Annotated in this window: 14 protein-coding genes and 1 pseudogene; 4 read left to right on the top strand and 11 right to left on the bottom strand. The window is 44.4% G+C overall.

Annotation, left to right across the window (positions count from 1 at the left end):
- Positions 1–30: 30 nt before the first annotated feature.
- Positions 31–612: a Crp/Fnr family transcriptional regulator gene (locus AC04Q1_RS13670; protein WP_478365148.1), complete on the bottom strand. Its 582-nt coding sequence runs from the start codon at positions 610–612 to the stop codon at positions 31–33.
- A gap of 147 nt (positions 613–759) precedes the next feature.
- Here AC04Q1_RS13670 and AC04Q1_RS13665 point away from each other — a divergent pair, with 147 nt between their 5' ends.
- Positions 760–1,827, top strand: coding sequence for an SDR family oxidoreductase (locus tag AC04Q1_RS13665; protein WP_478365147.1), 1,068 nt, complete (start codon positions 760–762; stop codon positions 1,825–1,827).
- Between the two features lie 100 nt (positions 1,828–1,927).
- On the opposite strand, the pseudogene AC04Q1_RS13660 reads toward AC04Q1_RS13665, so the two are convergent.
- The 7 genes and pseudogenes from AC04Q1_RS13660 to AC04Q1_RS13630 form a co-directional block, all read right to left on the bottom strand.
- Positions 1,928–2,131, bottom strand: a pseudogene (locus AC04Q1_RS13660) (family 16 glycosylhydrolase); the annotation flags it as partial.
- A gap of 716 nt (positions 2,132–2,847) precedes the next feature.
- Positions 2,848–3,309, bottom strand: coding sequence for a zinc-binding dehydrogenase (locus AC04Q1_RS13655; protein ID WP_478365146.1), 462 nt, complete (start codon positions 3,307–3,309; stop codon positions 2,848–2,850).
- A 104-nt stretch (positions 3,310–3,413) separates the two neighbouring features.
- Complete coding sequence (locus AC04Q1_RS13650) at positions 3,414–3,779, bottom strand: alcohol dehydrogenase catalytic domain-containing protein (RefSeq protein WP_478365167.1); 366 nt, start codon at positions 3,777–3,779, stop codon at positions 3,414–3,416.
- 127 nt (positions 3,780–3,906) lie between these two features.
- The gene (locus tag AC04Q1_RS13645; RefSeq protein WP_478365145.1) at positions 3,907–4,773 is read right to left on the bottom strand and encodes a universal stress protein; all 867 of its coding nucleotides are present in this window, start codon (positions 4,771–4,773) and stop codon (positions 3,907–3,909) included.
- Between the two features lie 252 nt (positions 4,774–5,025).
- On the bottom strand, positions 5,026–6,327 hold the full coding sequence (locus tag AC04Q1_RS13640; protein ID WP_478365144.1) for an Nramp family divalent metal transporter: 1,302 nt from the start codon (positions 6,325–6,327) through the stop codon (positions 5,026–5,028).
- Between the two features lie 28 nt (positions 6,328–6,355).
- Entirely contained in the window at positions 6,356–8,878 is a 2,523-nt protein-coding gene (locus tag AC04Q1_RS13635) for a cation-translocating P-type ATPase (protein ID WP_478365143.1), read from the bottom strand.
- A gap of 195 nt (positions 8,879–9,073) precedes the next feature.
- Positions 9,074–9,637 (bottom strand): HdeD family acid-resistance protein, encoded by a 564-nt coding sequence (locus AC04Q1_RS13630; RefSeq protein WP_478365142.1) that lies wholly within the window; start codon positions 9,635–9,637, stop codon positions 9,074–9,076.
- A 303-nt stretch (positions 9,638–9,940) separates the two neighbouring features.
- On the opposite strand from AC04Q1_RS13630, the gene AC04Q1_RS13625 reads away from it, so the two are divergent.
- Positions 9,941–10,420: a universal stress protein gene (locus tag AC04Q1_RS13625; RefSeq protein ID WP_478365141.1), complete on the top strand. Its 480-nt coding sequence runs from the start codon at positions 9,941–9,943 to the stop codon at positions 10,418–10,420.
- Between the two features lie 480 nt (positions 10,421–10,900).
- On the opposite strand, the gene AC04Q1_RS13620 is transcribed toward AC04Q1_RS13625, so the two are convergent.
- From AC04Q1_RS13620 to AC04Q1_RS13610, 3 genes are all read right to left on the bottom strand, one after another.
- Positions 10,901–12,439, bottom strand: a complete 1,539-nt coding sequence (locus tag AC04Q1_RS13620) for a L,D-transpeptidase family protein (RefSeq protein ID WP_478365140.1) — start codon at positions 12,437–12,439, stop codon at positions 10,901–10,903.
- Positions 12,440–12,477: 38 nt separating this feature from the next.
- Positions 12,478–13,200 carry an LOG family protein gene (locus AC04Q1_RS13615; RefSeq protein WP_109931752.1) on the bottom strand — a complete coding sequence of 241 codons (723 nt, stop codon included), beginning with the start codon at positions 13,198–13,200 and terminating at the stop codon, positions 12,478–12,480.
- Between the two features lie 189 nt (positions 13,201–13,389).
- Positions 13,390–13,629 (bottom strand): YgaP family membrane protein, encoded by a 240-nt coding sequence (locus tag AC04Q1_RS13610; RefSeq protein WP_478365139.1) that lies wholly within the window; start codon positions 13,627–13,629, stop codon positions 13,390–13,392.
- 283 nt (positions 13,630–13,912) lie between these two features.
- Here AC04Q1_RS13610 and AC04Q1_RS13605 point away from each other — a divergent pair, with 283 nt between their 5' ends.
- Together AC04Q1_RS13605 and AC04Q1_RS13600 are read left to right on the top strand one after the other, a co-directional pair.
- Complete coding sequence (locus AC04Q1_RS13605; RefSeq protein ID WP_478365138.1) at positions 13,913–15,373, top strand: MBL fold metallo-hydrolase RNA specificity domain-containing protein; 1,461 nt, start codon at positions 13,913–13,915, stop codon at positions 15,371–15,373.
- A 55-nt stretch (positions 15,374–15,428) separates the two neighbouring features.
- A complete protein-coding gene (locus tag AC04Q1_RS13600) occupies positions 15,429–17,804 on the top strand; it encodes a phosphoketolase family protein (protein ID WP_478365137.1) in 2,376 nt (791 codons plus the stop codon).
- Positions 17,805–17,972 lie beyond the last annotated feature (168 nt).

Below are 17,972 nucleotides of genomic sequence, written 5' to 3'. Positions count from 1 at the left end.
AGAGCCTTTAGTTCTGCATTGATTATAAATTTACCTTCTGAAAGCTAAATTCTTCTTAATACGACTAAGCGTTTCTGGTGCGATGCCAAGATAAGAGGCAATAAGATTCTGTGGTATGCGGGCTATGATCTGTGGATTAGATTCCACTAGTAAAAGATATTTTTCTTCCGCACTGTGGGTGATGGAACTCATCAATCTGCGCTCTTTCGTAATCAAGCTATTTTGATAAAGTATACGGAAGTACCGGTCCATAATGGGTACTGCAAGCGTCAAAGCATCATAATCGCTCCGCGAAATCAAAAGCAGTTCTGAATCTTCTATGGCATCAATGTTGAACAATGCGGGCTCCCCTGTTAAAAAGCTATTAAAATCAGATATCCACCAACCCTCCCAACCGAAAATACTCATGTGCTCATCACCTTTGCTGTCAACATTATAAGTACGGAGCAGCCCCTTGGCTACAAAAGTCAAATGTTTGCAAACATCACCTGCCTGTAACAGATATTGTTTTTTCCTCAATTTCTTAGGAGAAAAAAAGGATTGTACAGCTTCTTTATCCCGATCGCTAAGGGGAACTTTTTCCTGAATATGTTTAAAAAGTACATCAATCATAGCGAATAAACCTTTACGAAGCACAAAGATAATTTTTTCAACGGATCACGCTACAAATACACTTGATCCAGATCAAGCGTATTATTTGACTCAGGTCAAGAGTAGAGCAAGCAGCCAGCACTAGTTTTGTTAAAAAATTAGAACATCATGAGCAAAATAGCATTAGTGGTAGGTGCGAGCGGAATAGCAGGTAGTAATCTGGCTGAAAGCCTGATAGCCAAAGGCTGGGAAACCTATGGTTTGGCCCGCACACCAAATAAAGAAATAACGGGACTTAAGCCCGTTGCGGCAGATCTTTTAGACATCAATAGCTTAAAATCAGCATTAGAAGACATCGCTCCTACCCACATTTATATTACCACCTGGATGCGCAACGACACCGAAGCCGAAAACATCAGGGTGAATAGTTTGATGATACGCAATCTGTTAAATGTATTGTCTGAAAAAAAATCAGTCGAGCATGTAGCCTTAGTAACCGGATTAAAACATTATCTCGGTCCTTTTGAAGCTTACGCAAAAGAAGGTTTTCTACCCGAGACTCCATTAAGAGAGGAACATCCGCGTTTAGAGATGGAGAACTTTTATTATGCACAGGAAGATGAAGTATATGCCGCAGCAGCACGTGACGGTTTTACATGGAGTATCCACAGGCCGCACACGGTTATCGGCAAAGCAGTAGGAAATGCCATGAACCTTGGCACCACTTTAGCCGTATATGCCACTATCTGTAAAGAAACCGGCCGCTCGTTTAAATGGCCAGGTTCTGCAGCGCAGTGGAATGGCCTTTCGGATGTTACCGATGCGAATATACTAGCTGAGCATTTGATCTGGGCCTCAACAACTGAAGTAGCCAAAAATGAAGCTTTTAACATTGTTAATGGTGATGTGTTCCGCTGGAGCAGATTATGGAAATGTATAGCAGTCTATTTCGATATAGAACCATTAGGTTTTGAAGGTAAGATTCAAACTCTGGAAACAGAATTGGCCAATGATGCTGAGATCTGGCAACAAATCGCCCAAAAGTATAGACTAAAAGAAGAAAATCTAAGCCGTTTGTCATCGGCATGGCACACCGACCTTGATCTGGGAAGACCAATTGAAGTCATGACCGATATGTCTAAAAGTAGAAAACTAGGGTTTACCTTGTTTCAGGATACAGAGGAATCTTTTTATGCACTGTTTGAAAAGTTGCGTGCAGCGAAATTAATTCCTTAAGAACCGTTTTTGATGCGCATCTCCGACTGTATAAAGCAGGGGCATTTAAATTTAAATACCCCTGTTACAATGATTTGATAGCGCAATCTGATGTTAATGATTAATTTTGATACCAGCGGAAATAGTCAACTACGTATTCATTAGGAAATCCTGTTCCGTCAGTGTCATTACATTCTACCCCATTACTTAAAATAACATACATGGGAACAGCAGGCACACTTGTTCTGGTAACGGTTGATTTTAATACATCATCTACATAAAATTTCAAAGATCCTTTCTCCCAGAGCAGGCCGTAAGTATGCCATCCGGTAAAGTTTCCTGTAGAGTTTGGTTGGTATCAGAAAAAAAGCAAAACCTCGACTATTGAAATCAATGAACAAACTCTTATTGTCCAGAAAAGGATTTTTACAAATTTAAACCAAAAAACACTTATATCCTCTATACCTGCGTATTTCACTAAATCTGGTTCTTCCCCACTTTTGCCGGAATACACATATAAGTCAACGATTGATAAATTCATGATGAAGATAGTTATATTATAAAAATAAGTGCCCTAATTCAAGATATTTACTGTCTGCGCTTAATCGAATAAAATTTAGGAGGGTTTAATTTTTATCTTTAGCTAACAATTAATTATGCCTTTTAAGATGGACCTTACTAAACTAAAATGTCCAAATCACTATAATAATTCTGGTTTTAAGGAAGATAGGCCCACTTATGAAGCCCGACTCGAAAATGATCTTCTTTTATGCAAGGTTTGCTTACGTGAAAAAACCGCTTAGCCGCGGAAGTTAACCGCTTGAAGGCTTTGCTAATTGAAAAGAACAGAGCCCTAGAACTTCAAGAAAAATTAAACAAAATTCAGCTAAATACGATTTCACTACTAAAAAAAGGCCAGTTCAGGTAATAGCTATATTTTCTACTCCTAGTGGCCAGAACTACTACACAGTTATTCTGTTTCTTTACTAATATCAGCTATTGTTAAATTCATATTCTTTTTCCACCCATGACCATACAAGTCTATTCTTTTGCTATTTCCAGTACGATCCGCCCACTGATATCTCCCTTTTTCATATTGTCAAATACCTGATTGATGTCTTCCAACTTTGCGGTATGGATACATGCATGAACTTTTCCATCTACGGCAAAATCAATGGCTTCCTGCATATCTTTCCGGGTACCGACAATGGATCCCCTGACGGTGAGTCTTTTCAGAACCGTTTCAAAGATGGGAAGATCAAAGCTACCGGGCGGAAGCCCGTTAAGCGAAAGGGTTCCTTTTTTTCTAAGCGCGGAAAGGCCCTGTGAAAAAGCGATAGGAGATACCGCGGTAACAAGCACGCCATGCATACCTCCTGTCTGCTTCTGCAGAACTGCACCGGGATCCTCTTCGCTGGCGTTGACAGTGATATCAGCACCAAGCTTTCTTGCCAGTTCCAGTTTATCATCCGCAACATCGATTGCAGCGACCTGAAAACCCATTGCCTTGGCGTACTGAACGGCAAGATGTCCAAGCCCGCCGATGCCTGATATCGCAACCCATTCCCCTGGCTTGGCATCGGTTTCCTTAAGCCCCTTATAGACCGTTACCCTGCACAGATGATGGGAGCCATTTCAGAGAAATTAATATAGGAAGGAAACCTGGCTACATAGCGGCTATCTGCGACCACATATTTGGCAAAACCTCCGTCAACGCTATAGCCGCCGTTCTGCTGGTCATCACAAAGGGTTTCCCATCCGGTAATGCAGAATTCGCAGCATCCGCAGGCACTAAAAAGCCATGGTACGCCCACAACATCGCCTTCTTTCATATTCTTTACACTATGGCCCAGAGCTGCTACGATCCCGATGGCCTCATGCCGGGGAATAAGCGGCATCTTGGACTTGACGGGCCAGTCGCCGCTACAGGCATGGAGATCGGTATGGCAAACCCCACAGGCAAGCACTTTCACCAATACCTGATATTCTCCGGGTTCTTTGACGCTGACCTGCTCAATCTGCAGGGGTGATCCAAAGCTGTGGGTCACGGCGGCTTTCATTGTTTTGGAATCATTTTGAATATATTTAGTCTAGAGATTTTTAACAGACAACGGCCTTATGGCCCTGGGGAAATACGAGCAGCGGGAGTTCGGTAAGCCTGGCCATTTTTTGGCTATGGCTACCCTTTAGCACCCCGTCGAGAAAATCATGCGGACGATGTATCATGGCGAGGCAATCTACTTGCCCGTGTTCACTAAGCCATTCCAGTCCTCCCTCGACATCCTTATTGTATACATTTTTATAATAGATTTTATCGTAGTTGATGTCCGTCTTAAGCTGGGTGATAAAGTCATTGATCTTCCCTGTTCTTTCGGGCCCCGCCCCATTCTCGACAACGTGGACGATAAGCAGTTCTCCATTGAATGCTGCCGCCAGCCCCGCAAGGGACTGAATGGCCTCGAAGTCCGCTGTGCTCAGATCGGTTGCGAACGCGATCTTGGTAAGGGGGCTGAATTTTACATTTTTCGGTATGAGCATCAAGGGTAGCTGCGCAGCATCTATCATGTCCCTGGTACTGCTGCCCAGAAAAAACCTCCGCATATCCCCGGCACCGGAAAGTCCCATCACTGCCAGATTAACCCTGGCGGTCAGAACTGCTTCACGCACTAGATCCGAGAGGTCGCCCACCTCTGCTTTTACAGAAACTTTGGGAAACGCTTTATCGGGGAGACCGCTGGTATCAACGATCAGATTGGCACAGTCCTTCAGCGCCCTTTTGCTCTGGTCAATGACAGAATCATAATCCATTGGCCAGACCATTCCTCCTGGGATGGGCTGTGAAAGTGAGACGGTAATGGCATTGCAAAGTATCAGGTTAGCCTTAACCCTTTTTGCAAGTTCGAATGCATAACGTGACGCATTTTCAGCAGATTCTGAAAAATCGGTCAAAGCCAGTATTGTTTTCATCGTTTTCGCAATTAATCGGTATTACCACCAGACATTATGCCCAGAAGACATTGTGTTTCGAAGATCAATATTTCCGAGGTCCGCGCCAATGATGGTTATCATCTCTATAAATACTTCTGATCATTATTTAATAAAATGTGCAGAAATTATCCTTAGAAGGTCAATTGAAAACCGGAACATGAATGCTGATTACCAACTTTCCCGATCTATTCTTTTAGATCATCGCCATGTTCAAGTTTATCTCGGAATATATCATTTTAAAACAGTATAAAACATTGCAATCGACGCTCCTGCCATGGCCAAAAAGGTAACTAGTAACAGTATATTAGAAAACCAGCCATTTTTATATTCTTTCATTATTTTATCTTTTCTGGCGATATTAAAAATCAGAAACAGCAGCGGGACTGCCGCAACCCCGTTCAAAACTGCGGCATAGATCAGCGCCTTAACCGGATCTACACCAATAAAATTCATCACCAGACCAATAATGGTTGCTGCGCAGATTATAGCATAGAAAGCCGGTGCCCTCTTCAGCTTTAGGTTCAATCCCGATTTCCAGTCAAATGCCTCACAAGCGGCGTAGGCAGCTGACCCGGAGAGAACCGGTATTGCCAATAAGCCCAGACCAATGATACCAAAGGAGAAAATCAGCTTGGCTAACAAACCTGCATGGGGAAAACTGTGAACAAGCGGCTCTATGGCTTTTGCTGCATCTGCAGCAGTTTTAATATCTTTAACATCGCTGCTATGAAGCACGGTTGCACTTACAATTATTATACTCCAGGTCGTAAATTCTGAAAATAGCATGCCCACAGTATTGTCAATACGCATGCGCCTGATCTGGGCCCAACTAACCTGGCGGCTCCTCTTCAAGACCCTGTCCCGTTGTTTCTGCTCTTCGACTTCCTGGGATGCTTCCCAAAAAAACATGTATGGCGAGATCGTAGTCCCCAAAACGCCGGTAATGATAAACAGGAAAGTGAAGGAAAACTCAAAGTGCGGTATGATGGTAGCCTTAAAAATAATTCCCCATGGCTGATTGATGATGAGCAAAGTAAGCGGATAGGCAATGAGGGCAAGAGCTAGCCATTTCAATATCTTGGAATATAACTTATAGGAGGCAAATAACTCCAAAATAAGAATTGTAGCCGTAAAAAGCAAGGTTAGAATAATAAAAGGCAATGGCAGCAGCAACTTTATCGCCGCTGCCATTGCCCCAATATCCGCGCCAATGTTTATGGTATTGGCCACCACCACGAGTCCGACTACCAAAAGCAGTATTGTGCGGCTATAATGTTCCTTTATAACGGCAGATATCCCCTTTCCAGTGACCAATCCTATCCGGGCACATGATTCCTGAACGGCTATCATAAAAGGCAGCATATATAATGCGGTCCACAACTGACCATAACCGAACTGGGCTCCGGTCTGAGAATAGGTAGCAATTCCCGAAGGATCATCATCTGCGGCCCCAGTTACAAATCCCGGACCTAAAATTTCAAGCAAACGGCGGATTTTAGTCTTGCGTTTTTTGGGAGATAGTCCTTTATTCATCTTATTTATAACTCAAAACGTTTATTTATTACTTACTTATTCCCTTGTTGGTCTTCACTATCCGATTTCTCAGTTTAACTATTTCAAACCATGCAACAGAAACAAATCCCAAGGCAATGCTAATCAAGAGTCTAAGTAAACTAAGGGACTGAAATCCAAAAAACGATGCCAAGGGCGGCATATAAATCAACGTACCTGAAATAGCAACGGTAATGGTTATCATGATTAGAACAAGGTTATTTTTATACCTGATGGTGGTAAAAAGCGAGTAGAAAAAAGAGCGGTCGACCAGCGTGAGCGATATATTTGCGGATATCAGGCAGCTGAACACCATGGTACGGGTGATAGGCTCATCCGCACCATCATTTACTGCATACTGATATGCAACAAGGGTTCCTGCAGTGATGAACAATCCCTGAATGATACTCATGGATAATTCTTTCCAGCTAAAAAAGGTTGAAGTCAGAGACCTGGGTTTTTGCAGCATTGTATTTTTCTCGATCGGCTCATTCTCATAGATTATCGAACAGGTTGGGCCCATAATCAGCTCTAAAAAGATGATATGAACAGGTGAGAAAATATTGGGGTAAATCCAGCCCATTGCCAATGGTATAAAAACGGTTAGTACAATAGGAATATGAATGGATATAATATACTGTATAGCCTTTTTCAGATTGGCATAAATGCGCCTGCCCATGGCCACCGCATCAACCATCTTGGATAAATCGTCTTCGAGCAATATCAATGAAGCTGCCTGCTTGGCAATTTCAGTACCTTTTTTACCCATAGCGATGCCGATATGCGCTGCTTTCAATGCAGGTCCGTCATTCACCCCGTCCCCGGTCATGGCTACTATTTCTTTATTCGCTTTGATGGCATTGATGATCTTTAGCTTGGCCTCAGGAAACATCCGGGTGAAAATATTTACAGATTTAACTTTTTCACCGAGCTGCGCTAAAGATAGCGGCATCAGCTCATCGCCGCCTATGCAATCTTCAGCACCCTTGAAATCAATCTGCCTTGCGATGGCGCCTGTGGTTTGTGCATTGTCTCCTGTGATAATCTTAACAGCGATACCCGCAGCGTAAAAGGCATCCAGGACAGCGCTGATATTTTTCTTTGGTGGATCGTAGAAGGCAAGGAGACCTTTAAATGAAAACTCATATTCCTGCTGGTTTTTTGGAAAATTATCTCCTTCAAAGCTTGCCTGTCCTACCGCCAAAACGCGGTACCCCTCTTTAGCTAAAGAAAAAATCGCTTCATTGATGTTTTGTTTTTGAATCCCGCTAAGATGACTTACCATCATAAGCGCCTCTGGTGCCCCTTTGGCTGAGATAATCCGCTGCCCATAGGAGTTTTCAAACAGGTGGGTCATCATTGGCGGCTTCCCTCCCAGCGGATACTCATGAATCATATGGAATTCAGCGCGCTCATCTTTTGCTGAATTTTTAAGGTATGCATCATGCAGGGCGACTTCCATTGGATCGAAGGGTATGGGTTCACTGGCCCACATGCCCAGGGTTAAGATTTCCCGGGTGGCCGAATCGAAAAGATCACCTTCAACATTATTGATTTGATTGGTCTGGAGGGCATATATTTTTGTCAGGCTCATCCTGTTCTCGGTCAGGGTTCCGGTTTTATCGGTACAGATCACTGAGGCACTGCCAAGGGTCTCCACGGTTTTCATTTGCTTGACGATGATCCCAATGTTCATCATGCGCCAGGCGCCCAGTGCCATGAAGGTCGTGAATGCCACAGGGATTTCTTCGGGCAAAATGCTCATTGCCAGTGTCAGGGCCTTGATCAGGCTGTCCAGAATATGCGGAAAGCGGAGATAGTTTATTAACCACACGGCGAGAAATACAATCCCGCCAACCATTACCATTTTTTTAACAAAACTGTTTATCTGCAGCTCAAGTGGTGTTTTTTCTTCTTTTATCGACTCCAGGCTATTCCCGATCCTGCCCAGGCGGGTATTATTTCCTATAGCCTGTACCGTGGCAATAGCCAGGCCGCTTGCAACGGTGGTTCCGTGAAAAATTAAATTTTCCTCTGAAGAACTATCTTTATAAACGGCCAGGGACTCACCGGTGAGGACGCTTTCGTTGACAGAGAAATCATTGGAATGAACAATCACTGCGTCAGCCGTTATTGATTTCCCTTCTTCAACCATCAGGCAGTCCCCGATGACCAGCTCTGCTGAACTGATCTCCATCACCGTCCCGTTTCTGATCACACTGCATTTGGGCTGCGAAAAATCCTGTAATTTTTCCAGGGCATTTCGGCTCCGCGAATCCTGATAGAGTGAGATGGTTGCCACAACCAATACGGCAAGGGAAAGAAAAATTCCGTCACCAGGTTTCCCAGTGAGAAAATAAATCAGGGAAGCAGCCAACAGCAAGACAACCATTGGCTCTTTTATAATTCTTTTCAAGGCATCCAGGAAGGCATTTTCCTTTTTATAAGCCAAGGTATTTATGCCGTACTTTTCCCGGGAGGCCTTTACCTGAATATCGCTCAAACCGCTAAGCCCAAAAGTATTTATGTTCATTATCGGTGAATTATTTTTGCAAGGTTTTATAACACTATTTTATTCAGATTAAAAAACGCCATGATCGGCTTTACCCTGCCGCTCTTCAGCTATCTGTTGATATCCCAAAACCGCTCCTGTGTACACTCCGTTCCACGCTTAACCCACCAGATATAAGATCCATAAAACCGGCAATCTGCTTCAGATTTTAAAAAATCAGCGAAGCGCATTTGCAGCGTTGAATAACCTAAACGAAAAAAAAATTCTCAACAGACCTGAGGTAATGAATAAAAGGGCCATCCAGGAGACAATGTTGATCATGCCCATAAGTGGATTATCAAGGATTAAAAAAGAGAAAATGAGGATGATAAGGCCGGGCAATAGGAAAACAAACCAATGCCGTCCTGAATAGGCTGTAGTATTCAAGGACCTACCGACCTCCATAAAACCGTTCAATAACAGCCAAATCCCAATCAAAACAGGTAAAAGGATAATGGTCAGCATAGGGAAATAAAACAGATAAGCTGCTAATGCAATATCTATGATTGCCCCGCTCAACAGCCATAACCAACCGGAAACCCTTCTGCGAAATGTAAATGCCAGATATAAATGAAAAAAACCGGATAAACCTAAGCCCATGGCCAATATCAGGCTTAATGAAAAGTATGCCTCTGACGGACTAATGAGTACATAAATGCCTATAATAATCATCATTATTCCTGAAATCAACATCATCGGAAGAATTGGCATTATGCCCCTTATTGAATATTCGTTTTTCATATATTATAAATTTTAAGCCTCTGGTACCGAAGAAATATGCATACGGGAGCTAGGGTATATACTAAGTTTTGCCAAAATTGACCATTGAAAAAGATCCAGAAAGGAAGTCACAATATTTATCGTAAATAAAGCTTTAACTGGTCATAATGAATTTACCGGGGTTTTCTGAATAAATCCTAAACTGTATACAAAATTACTGTATCTGCCCGGACCAGCTATGATTCTGATCAACCAGCGGGATGATACCGGTCAGCATTTGCCATATTATTTTTAGCCATATTTATTATATAAAACAGGAAAATCATGAACACCAGGAAAAAAGCATCCACAAAAATGATCCTAATGCTTACAGAATTCAGCAACAGGGATAAAAACGCTACAGATGCAGCACTAAAACTGGCTGCGAAACTTGGGCTGAACCTGATGCTTTTGCACGCCTACCCCATAACGGGCAATGAGCAGTCAAATGCCCTGATGGAGAATACTAAATACCTATCAGAGATCGACAGACATTTTGAAAGTGAAAAGGAAAGGCTGCTGGAGCTATTAAAAATAAATCAAGGGGGCGTTTTCCAGCCCATCATCAAAAGCTGTTCGGGTGAGGGCAGTTTGTCGGACAACGTCTGCGGAATACTTGAAAAAGAAGACATCGTCATGATCGTTATGGGGGGACGTCCTGCCAGGGACAATGACTACCTATTCTGCACAGAAATAGACGAGATACTCTATAAAACACATCGTCCGGTACTCATCATTCCCGAAAAGATGGGCCTGGAGATTTAAATGTTGGTGGAGTGAGAAATCTAAGGCACCCTTCTAACAGCATAGTCACGGAATAATCGGCTGTCCACGCATAATATAAGAATTCAAAACTGATGTTTCCCGCTGCAATTTGCAGGCCTCTGAGCGCTGGCTTAAAGCGCCATCGATTTCCCGAAAATGTTGCGGGTCCTGTTCTCTGGCAGCTTTACTGTACAACAACAGCAAATCTGAATCGAAAGGCCGGTTCATTTCTGCCGTACAGCAATATAGGCAATGTCCCTGGCATCAAGATCTGAGGCCAGGTGACACTTTTAAAACCCCGGAATTTGGACAATCCGGGAATAAGCAGCAGCGGAAGGTCACAATTTTCTATGGCTGATCTTAACGTACTTCCGCCGATTAGTCTATTGAAACTCGGTGCCTTGGTTATACACAAGACAACAAGGTCCATTTTTTCTGCATCAACCTCATCAATCACATCTCCCCCTTGATCCGCTTCCGCTATTTTTTGGTTCCTGCAAGCTGAACCTTCGGGGGAAACATCATTTGTTCCAGGGCGGCATCCCTTTTATAGATGTCAGGATAAGACCTGAACATGCCATCATCGATCTCACAGGTAAAATAAGTAATCTTTATAGGTACCGGATGAGTTAAAGCGAAATTTCTTCTTTGCATTTTTTCCAGTGATTCGTTCATCTTGGGAATCCTGCCGGCCGGTCCATCATATTCCAGAAGTAACCTGGCCAGACGGTCTGCATTTTCCACCCGGACACAGCCGTGACTGAAAGATCTTGACTCTTTTTTGAAAAGTTTTTGTTCCGGTGTATCATGCAGGTAAATATCAAAACGGTTTGGAAATCTAAAGACAATTTTTCCAAGTGCATTATCACATCCCGGTGACTGCCTTGCAAGGTAAAGACTTGGGTGTGCGGATATTTCCTTCAGTTTTTTGTGGGTAATGACAATATAGTTTCCTTTTAGATCGTAAATCCCATAGTGGTTGTTGTTCAGGTAACTGGAATCCTTTAACGCTTTAGGCAACAGTTCTTTTGCAAAAATCTTTTGGGGAACTTTCCATTCAGGTGCCGTGGTCATGTAGTTAATCTGACTTTCGAGCTCCGGCGTCGGGGTGGAAGGTTTTCCTACTACGGTCTTGAAAAGTATGATGCTATCCCCGCGCAGAAGTTTAAGTGAATATGATGGAATATTAATGTGGATATAATAGTCCTCGCCGGAATTTATCCAGCGCATCCTTTCCATGTTGATCGCCATTTTCCTGGCATCACCTTCGGGAAATTCGTAGCAATCCTCGATGTACTGTCCTTTTACCAGATGGAGATAATCCTGCAAAAGCCTGTACATCTGCATTTTTGGCTGCGCCGAGACTACCGCTTCCATGAAGTCCCTTGCATAAAGGGCACCGGTTAAATGCGCCACCGGATCAAAACCGCTCTGCTTTCCCCCTTCCAGAACCTCCGAGGTGTACACGGGATTAAACTTGCCATAGTGCAGATGGATGACCAGAGTAATGAGCGCATCGGTTAAATAAACATCAAAATTACCCTTCTCCTGTGGATTTGACCGTGCCTGCATCAGTGGCTTTAAGAGATCATAGGTTAGTTTACCGGGATGAAAATCATCTCTGTTTAATCCAAACTGAAGTACACAGTCCATTAGAAGCATCGATCTGTAAATCTCCGACTTCACGGTGTCCGGTTTGACCCATATAATGGAGAATCTCCGGTTTTTGTAGAACTGCTCAACCAGTTTTGGATAGTTCAGCTGGGGTGATATTTGAGAAAGTGCAATTTTGACATAAGTGGAATCAGCCAGGGCTATTTCAGGTTTTGAGTGATCGGTATTCTTTACCGATGGCGCGGATGCAGCCACTGAAGCTGAAAAGCCGCATAAAAGTGCACAGGAAATAATTGTTCTCCTTAACAGGTTTTTCAGGAAATAAAAATTCTGAGTTTTCATAATGAACTGTCTTATGTAGTAAAACTCATAAGAATCCGGCTTATAAATAATGATCTGGATCATTACGCGTGCTGATTATCGACACTATAAGGCAAAGGCGATCACTGACGCTCAAACAGCCAGCTAAAGGGACGGAGTTTCTTAACTTTTTGCAGGCCGAATTTTTTGATGCTGTGCAGCTTGATGAACTCCTCGGCTTGTGAAATATCGTCGGTGATCAGAAAAAGATTGAGATCAGCTTCGCTTATTGTCCCATTCTCCCTCATTTCAGCAATATGGCTCAATAGGTTTTTGTGAAATTCTTTTCCGAATATGATTACCGGAAAATCATGGATTTTGCGGGTCTGGATCAAGGTAAGGGCCTCAAAACACTCATCAAGAGTCCCATATCCACCGGGAAGGACAACGAAAGCAAAAGAATACTTTACAAGGAGCACTTTACGGGTAAAGAAATGATTCATGTTGACCCACCTATCCAGGTAAATATTGGGTTTCTGTTCCCTGGAAAGAGAGATATTGCAACCCACTGAGCGGCCAGCTACGTCTTTTGCGCCCCGGTTCGCGGCCTCCATCAGCCCCGGTCCGCCTCCGGTCATGATGGTAAAACCAAGCTTTGCAAAAACGGAGGCTGCTTTTCTGGCAAATTGGTAGTGCGGATGATCCTGGGAAAAACGCGCTGAACCAAAGAAGGTAATACAGGGACCAACAAAATGGAGACCCCTAAACCCTCTTACCAGATCGACCATAGTCCTGATGACAAAAATAAATTCCTTTATTCTGGAATGCGGACCTTCAAGAAATTCGATCTCTGATTTACTGTTCATATTTTGGCTAAATGATAGGTTGTCAATTCTATTAAAAATGGTACAGGTTACTCTCTGAACTACCTGAAATTATGGAGATAATTGTAGAAAGAAAATTTTTAGGATAAGCGGTATATATTTTTGCAGTAGCCCGATCAGAATCATTTAATTGCCTACGATTTTAATAAAAGTAACTTTGGCTGAAATTTTCTACCTGTGCCTGTTGGTCCGGATGTCAAGGGCCATGTACACGGGGCAAAACCCGAAGATTCCGGTCCACAACAATATACCTGCAATACTGATCAGCGCCAACTCGGCACTTGCATTAAAAATACCAAGGATGTATGCCGGCAAAATTGCAATTGCCAGCAGCGTCCTTAACGCCCTATCCAGTAGTCCCATATTTGTTTTCATTTCCATCGTCCTAATTTTTACAATATACTTTATCATTACTTCAGGAATTCTATTTGCTTAACGCTAAGCCAAATCAAGGTCTGCAGCGGATTTCAAAAAACAATATGAAAACCCTGTTCGCCTGATCACCAAATTCGCTAAAAATACTTAAAGCTAAAATGAGCCAGGTCATGGGTGATGATGATTGTTGATCTGTCAAAGAGAGGTTATGGAGAGAACTGAAGACTTCAGCTAACGCTAATCATTAATGCCAATGATCCCGATCAGCTGAGCGGCTGGCTGGTATTACTAACTTTAGAAGTATACTCAAATTAAGCTAATGCAACATACATTCAAATCCCAAGGGGAGGGTTCAACAGAAAATGGTACCGGCGTCTACCTTGCATCCTTCGGTGCGGCAGAGACCGTGACCGGGTCAAAACATATCCTTTATACCTCAGAGTTGGACATTCTCATTGATTGCGGTCTTTTCCAGGGGATCAAGTCGCTAAGAATAAAAAACTGGGAAGCGCCAGGTTTTGAAATTGAACGCATTGGTGCCTTATGCCTTACCCATGCCCACCTGGATCATTGCGGTTATATCCCAAGACTGGTGGGGGCAGGATACAGGGGAAAGATCTACATGACCGCTCCCACCCGGGAGCTTGCTGAACTTATTTTAAGAGATAGTGCAAAAATCCAGGAAGAAGATGCATGGAAAGCGAACCGTTACGGCTATTCAAAACACCATCCTGCAAAACCGCTATACACGCTGACCGATGTCGAACGTTGCCTACACCAGTTTGTAACTGTTGAACCCGGGGTAGAGATCAATATTGCAGGACAGGTGAGTATGAAGTACCTGCTATCGGGCCATATTCCGGGGGCATGCTCCATAGAATTTACCGTATCTGATAAGAGAGTGCTCTTTTCAGGCGATATTGGACGCACGCACTCGGTTTTTTTGGATGCTCCCCAGCACGGAGCGCCTGCGGACGCGGTTATTATGGAATCCACTTATGGGGACAGGCTCCATGGAATGCAATCGGCTGAAAGCGAACTGGAGGATGCCATCAACTGCACCCTTGAAATGGGCGGAAATGTGATGATACCTTGCTTTGCAGTCGGCAGAGCGCAGGAAATCATCAGGATTCTATATCTGCTCAAACAGGCAGGCAAAATCCCGCTGTCGCTACCAGTTTATCTGGACAGTCCCATGGCCGCGGCAGCATCCGAAATCTTATTGCGTTATCCGCAGTGGAGTACCTTGAGTGAAAATGAGTGCAGGATGATGATGAAGGGGCTTATCATCAATGAGAAGCATGAAAACATGATCGGCATCATCAAAAACAAAAAAAGCAAGATAATCATTGCTGGCAGCGGGATGCTCTCGGGTGGGAGGATCCTGGAATACCTAAAACATTATGCCGGAGACAAGCGTAACTGCCTTATACTTTCCGGCTTTCAGGCTGAGGGTACCCGTGGGCGGGCACTGCTGGAAAAAACCCATGAGATACGCATAGACGGCCAATATTTTCCGGTACGGGCAAGGACGGTTTCGCTGAACAACCTTTCCGCACATGCCGATCAGCATGAACTTATTGAATGGCTGAAATCATCATCAAAAAAAGAAACCCAGGTCTTTCTGGTACACGGCGAACCCGGGGCCCAGGAATCCCTAAGGGTTAAGATCAGGGTTACGCTGGGCTTTGAGGTCCGGATCAGCAGGGAGGGGGAAAAAATCAAGTTATTTGATACGCCCGGCGCTCAGCCTGAAAAAACGGATAAACTATTAAAATAAGGAGCAGATAACATATTACCGGATCGAAAATCAGACTATAAAAAATAAAAACAAAATGGAAATACTAACCAGCCAAAGCACTTTTGTGCTAAGCGATGAACTCTTAGAGAAAATGGATGCGTACTGGCGTGCAGCGAATTATCTCTCTGTGGGACAAATCTATCTTTATGACAATCCGCTACTCAAAGAACCCCTGCTGTTGTCGCATGTAAAACCGATGGTGGTGGGACACTGGGGAACCTCCCCCGGTCAGAACTTTATCTACGTGCATCTAAACCGGGTGATCAAGAAACACGCTTTAAACATGATCTACATATCCGGTCCCGGACATGGCGGACCTGCACTTGTTGCCAATACCTATCTGGAGGGAAGCTATAGTGAAGTCTATCCGGACATCAGTGAGGATGAGCAGGGAATGAAAAAGCTTTTTACCCAATTTTCCTTTCCCGGAGGCATCTCCAGCCATGTTGCGCCCAGTACGCCGGGATCGATACACGAGGGTGGAGAGCTTGGCTATTCACTGAGCCACGCCTTCGGGGCGGTTTTCGATAATCCGGACCTGATCGCCGCATGTGTTGTCGGGGATGGAGAAGCGGAGACCGGCCCACTGGCGACAGCCTGGCATTCCAATAAGTTTCTTAATGCAAAAAGTGACGGGGCAGTATTGCCCATCCTGCATTTAAACGGTTATAAGATCAGCAATCCAACCCTGCTCGCACGCATTCCGCATGAAGAGCTCGAACAGTTCTTCCGCGGTTGCGGATGGAAGCCCTATTTTGTTGAAGGATCCGAAGCTGGGGACATGCACCGGAAAATGGCATTGGCTATGGAGCAGGCCATCAACGAGATCAGGACATTTCAGAAAAATGCCAGAGAGAAAGGGGATCATAAAAGGCCTTTGTGGCCGATGATCATCCTTCGCTCGCCAAAAGGATGGACGGGACCAAAATCAGTAGGGGGGAAAAAAAATGAGGGATCCTTCCGCTCCCATCAGGTCCCCATACCCGTTGACCAGGCACATGCAGGCAATGTGGAACTTTTAGAACAGTGGATGAAAAGCTACCGTGCAGAAGAACTTTTTGATCAAAGCGGAAGGCTTATTTCTGAATTGGCAGAACTGTGTCCAAAAGGCGATAAACGCATGGGCGCCAATCCCCATGCCAACGGAGGGCTGCTGCTCAGGGAAATCAGGTTACCGGATTTTAGGGATTTTGCATTGCAAGTCTCTTCCCAGGGCAGCGTCCAGGGACAGGGTACTGTAACATTGGGCAACTACTTATCCGGCGTTATCAAACTTAATGAAAAGAATTTCAGGATATTCGGCCCCGATGAGACCCTATCAAATCTATTGGGTGCGGTCTTCGAGGTCAGCGACCGCCAGTGGGACGCGCAGTCGATGGAGGGGGATGAATTTCTGTCCCCTTCCGGGCGCATTCTGGATGCCCAGCTTAGTGAGCACCAGTGCCAGGGATGGCTTGAAGGATATTTGCTCACGGGCAGACACGGCATGTTCAACAGCTATGAAGCCTTCATCAGGATTGTGGATTCGATGTTCAGCCAGCACGCCAAATGGCTGAAGGTAACCCGGGAACTTCCCTGGCGAAGGGATATCGCCTCACTAAATTACCTTCTGGCCTCACATGTCTGGCAGCAGGACCACAACGGATTTACCCACCAGGACCCCGGGTTTTTGGACCATGTGGCCAGTAAGAAAGCAGACGTGGTCAGACTGTATCTCCCTCCTGATGCAAACTGCCTGCTGAGTGTGATGCACCATTGCCTTGGAAGCAAAAACTACGTAAATGTCGTTGTTGCGGGCAAGCACCCCCTGCCCCAGTGGCTGGGGATAAGGGAGGCGGAAATGCATTGCGCACAAGGCATTGGTATATGGCAGTGGGCCAGCAATGATCAGCAATCAGGCCCCGATATCGTGATGGCGAGTTGCGGGGATACGGTAACACTGGAGCTGCTCGCAGCAGTTTCCATTCTTAGAAAGCACTTTCCGGAACTGAAGGTCCGTGTGGTAAATGTAGTTGATCTGATGAAAATGCAATCTGAGCTTGAGCATCCGCACGGGCTTAGCGATGCTGACTATGATTCGATATTTACCTTAGATAAACATATCATATTCAACTTTCATGGTTATCCGTGGCTGGTGCACCGCCTGAGCTACAAAAGGGCAAACAGGAACCTTCACGTCAGGGGATACATTGAGGAAGGAACCATAACCACCCCATTTGATCTCAGGGTACAGAACAAGATTGACCGCTTCCACCTGGTCATCCAGGCAATTGACAGGTTGGGAAACCTGGGAAGCAAAGGTGATTATCTCAAACAGCAGCTCCAGGATAAGCTCCTGGAACACAAACATTACGTGCAGAGATACGGAAAAGATATGCCCGAAATCGCCGGTTGGGTCTGGGGTGAATAGCATTTATAAAAAAGCGGCAGGCAGTTGTAGAAATCGACAACTGCCTGCCGCTTTTATCATGAAAAATCCCTATCGGGGTTTCAAAGAATATTTTAAGCTCCAGGGAGAGGAAAAAGGCCGACATTTTTGTAATCCCTGTCTGACCTGATACAAAAGAGTCAAAAGGAT

The sequence above is a fragment of the Pedobacter humicola genome (genome assembly GCF_056490705.1).
The sequence above is the reverse complement of the archived record's forward strand: the minus strand, read 5'-3'. Positions and strand labels throughout refer to the sequence as shown.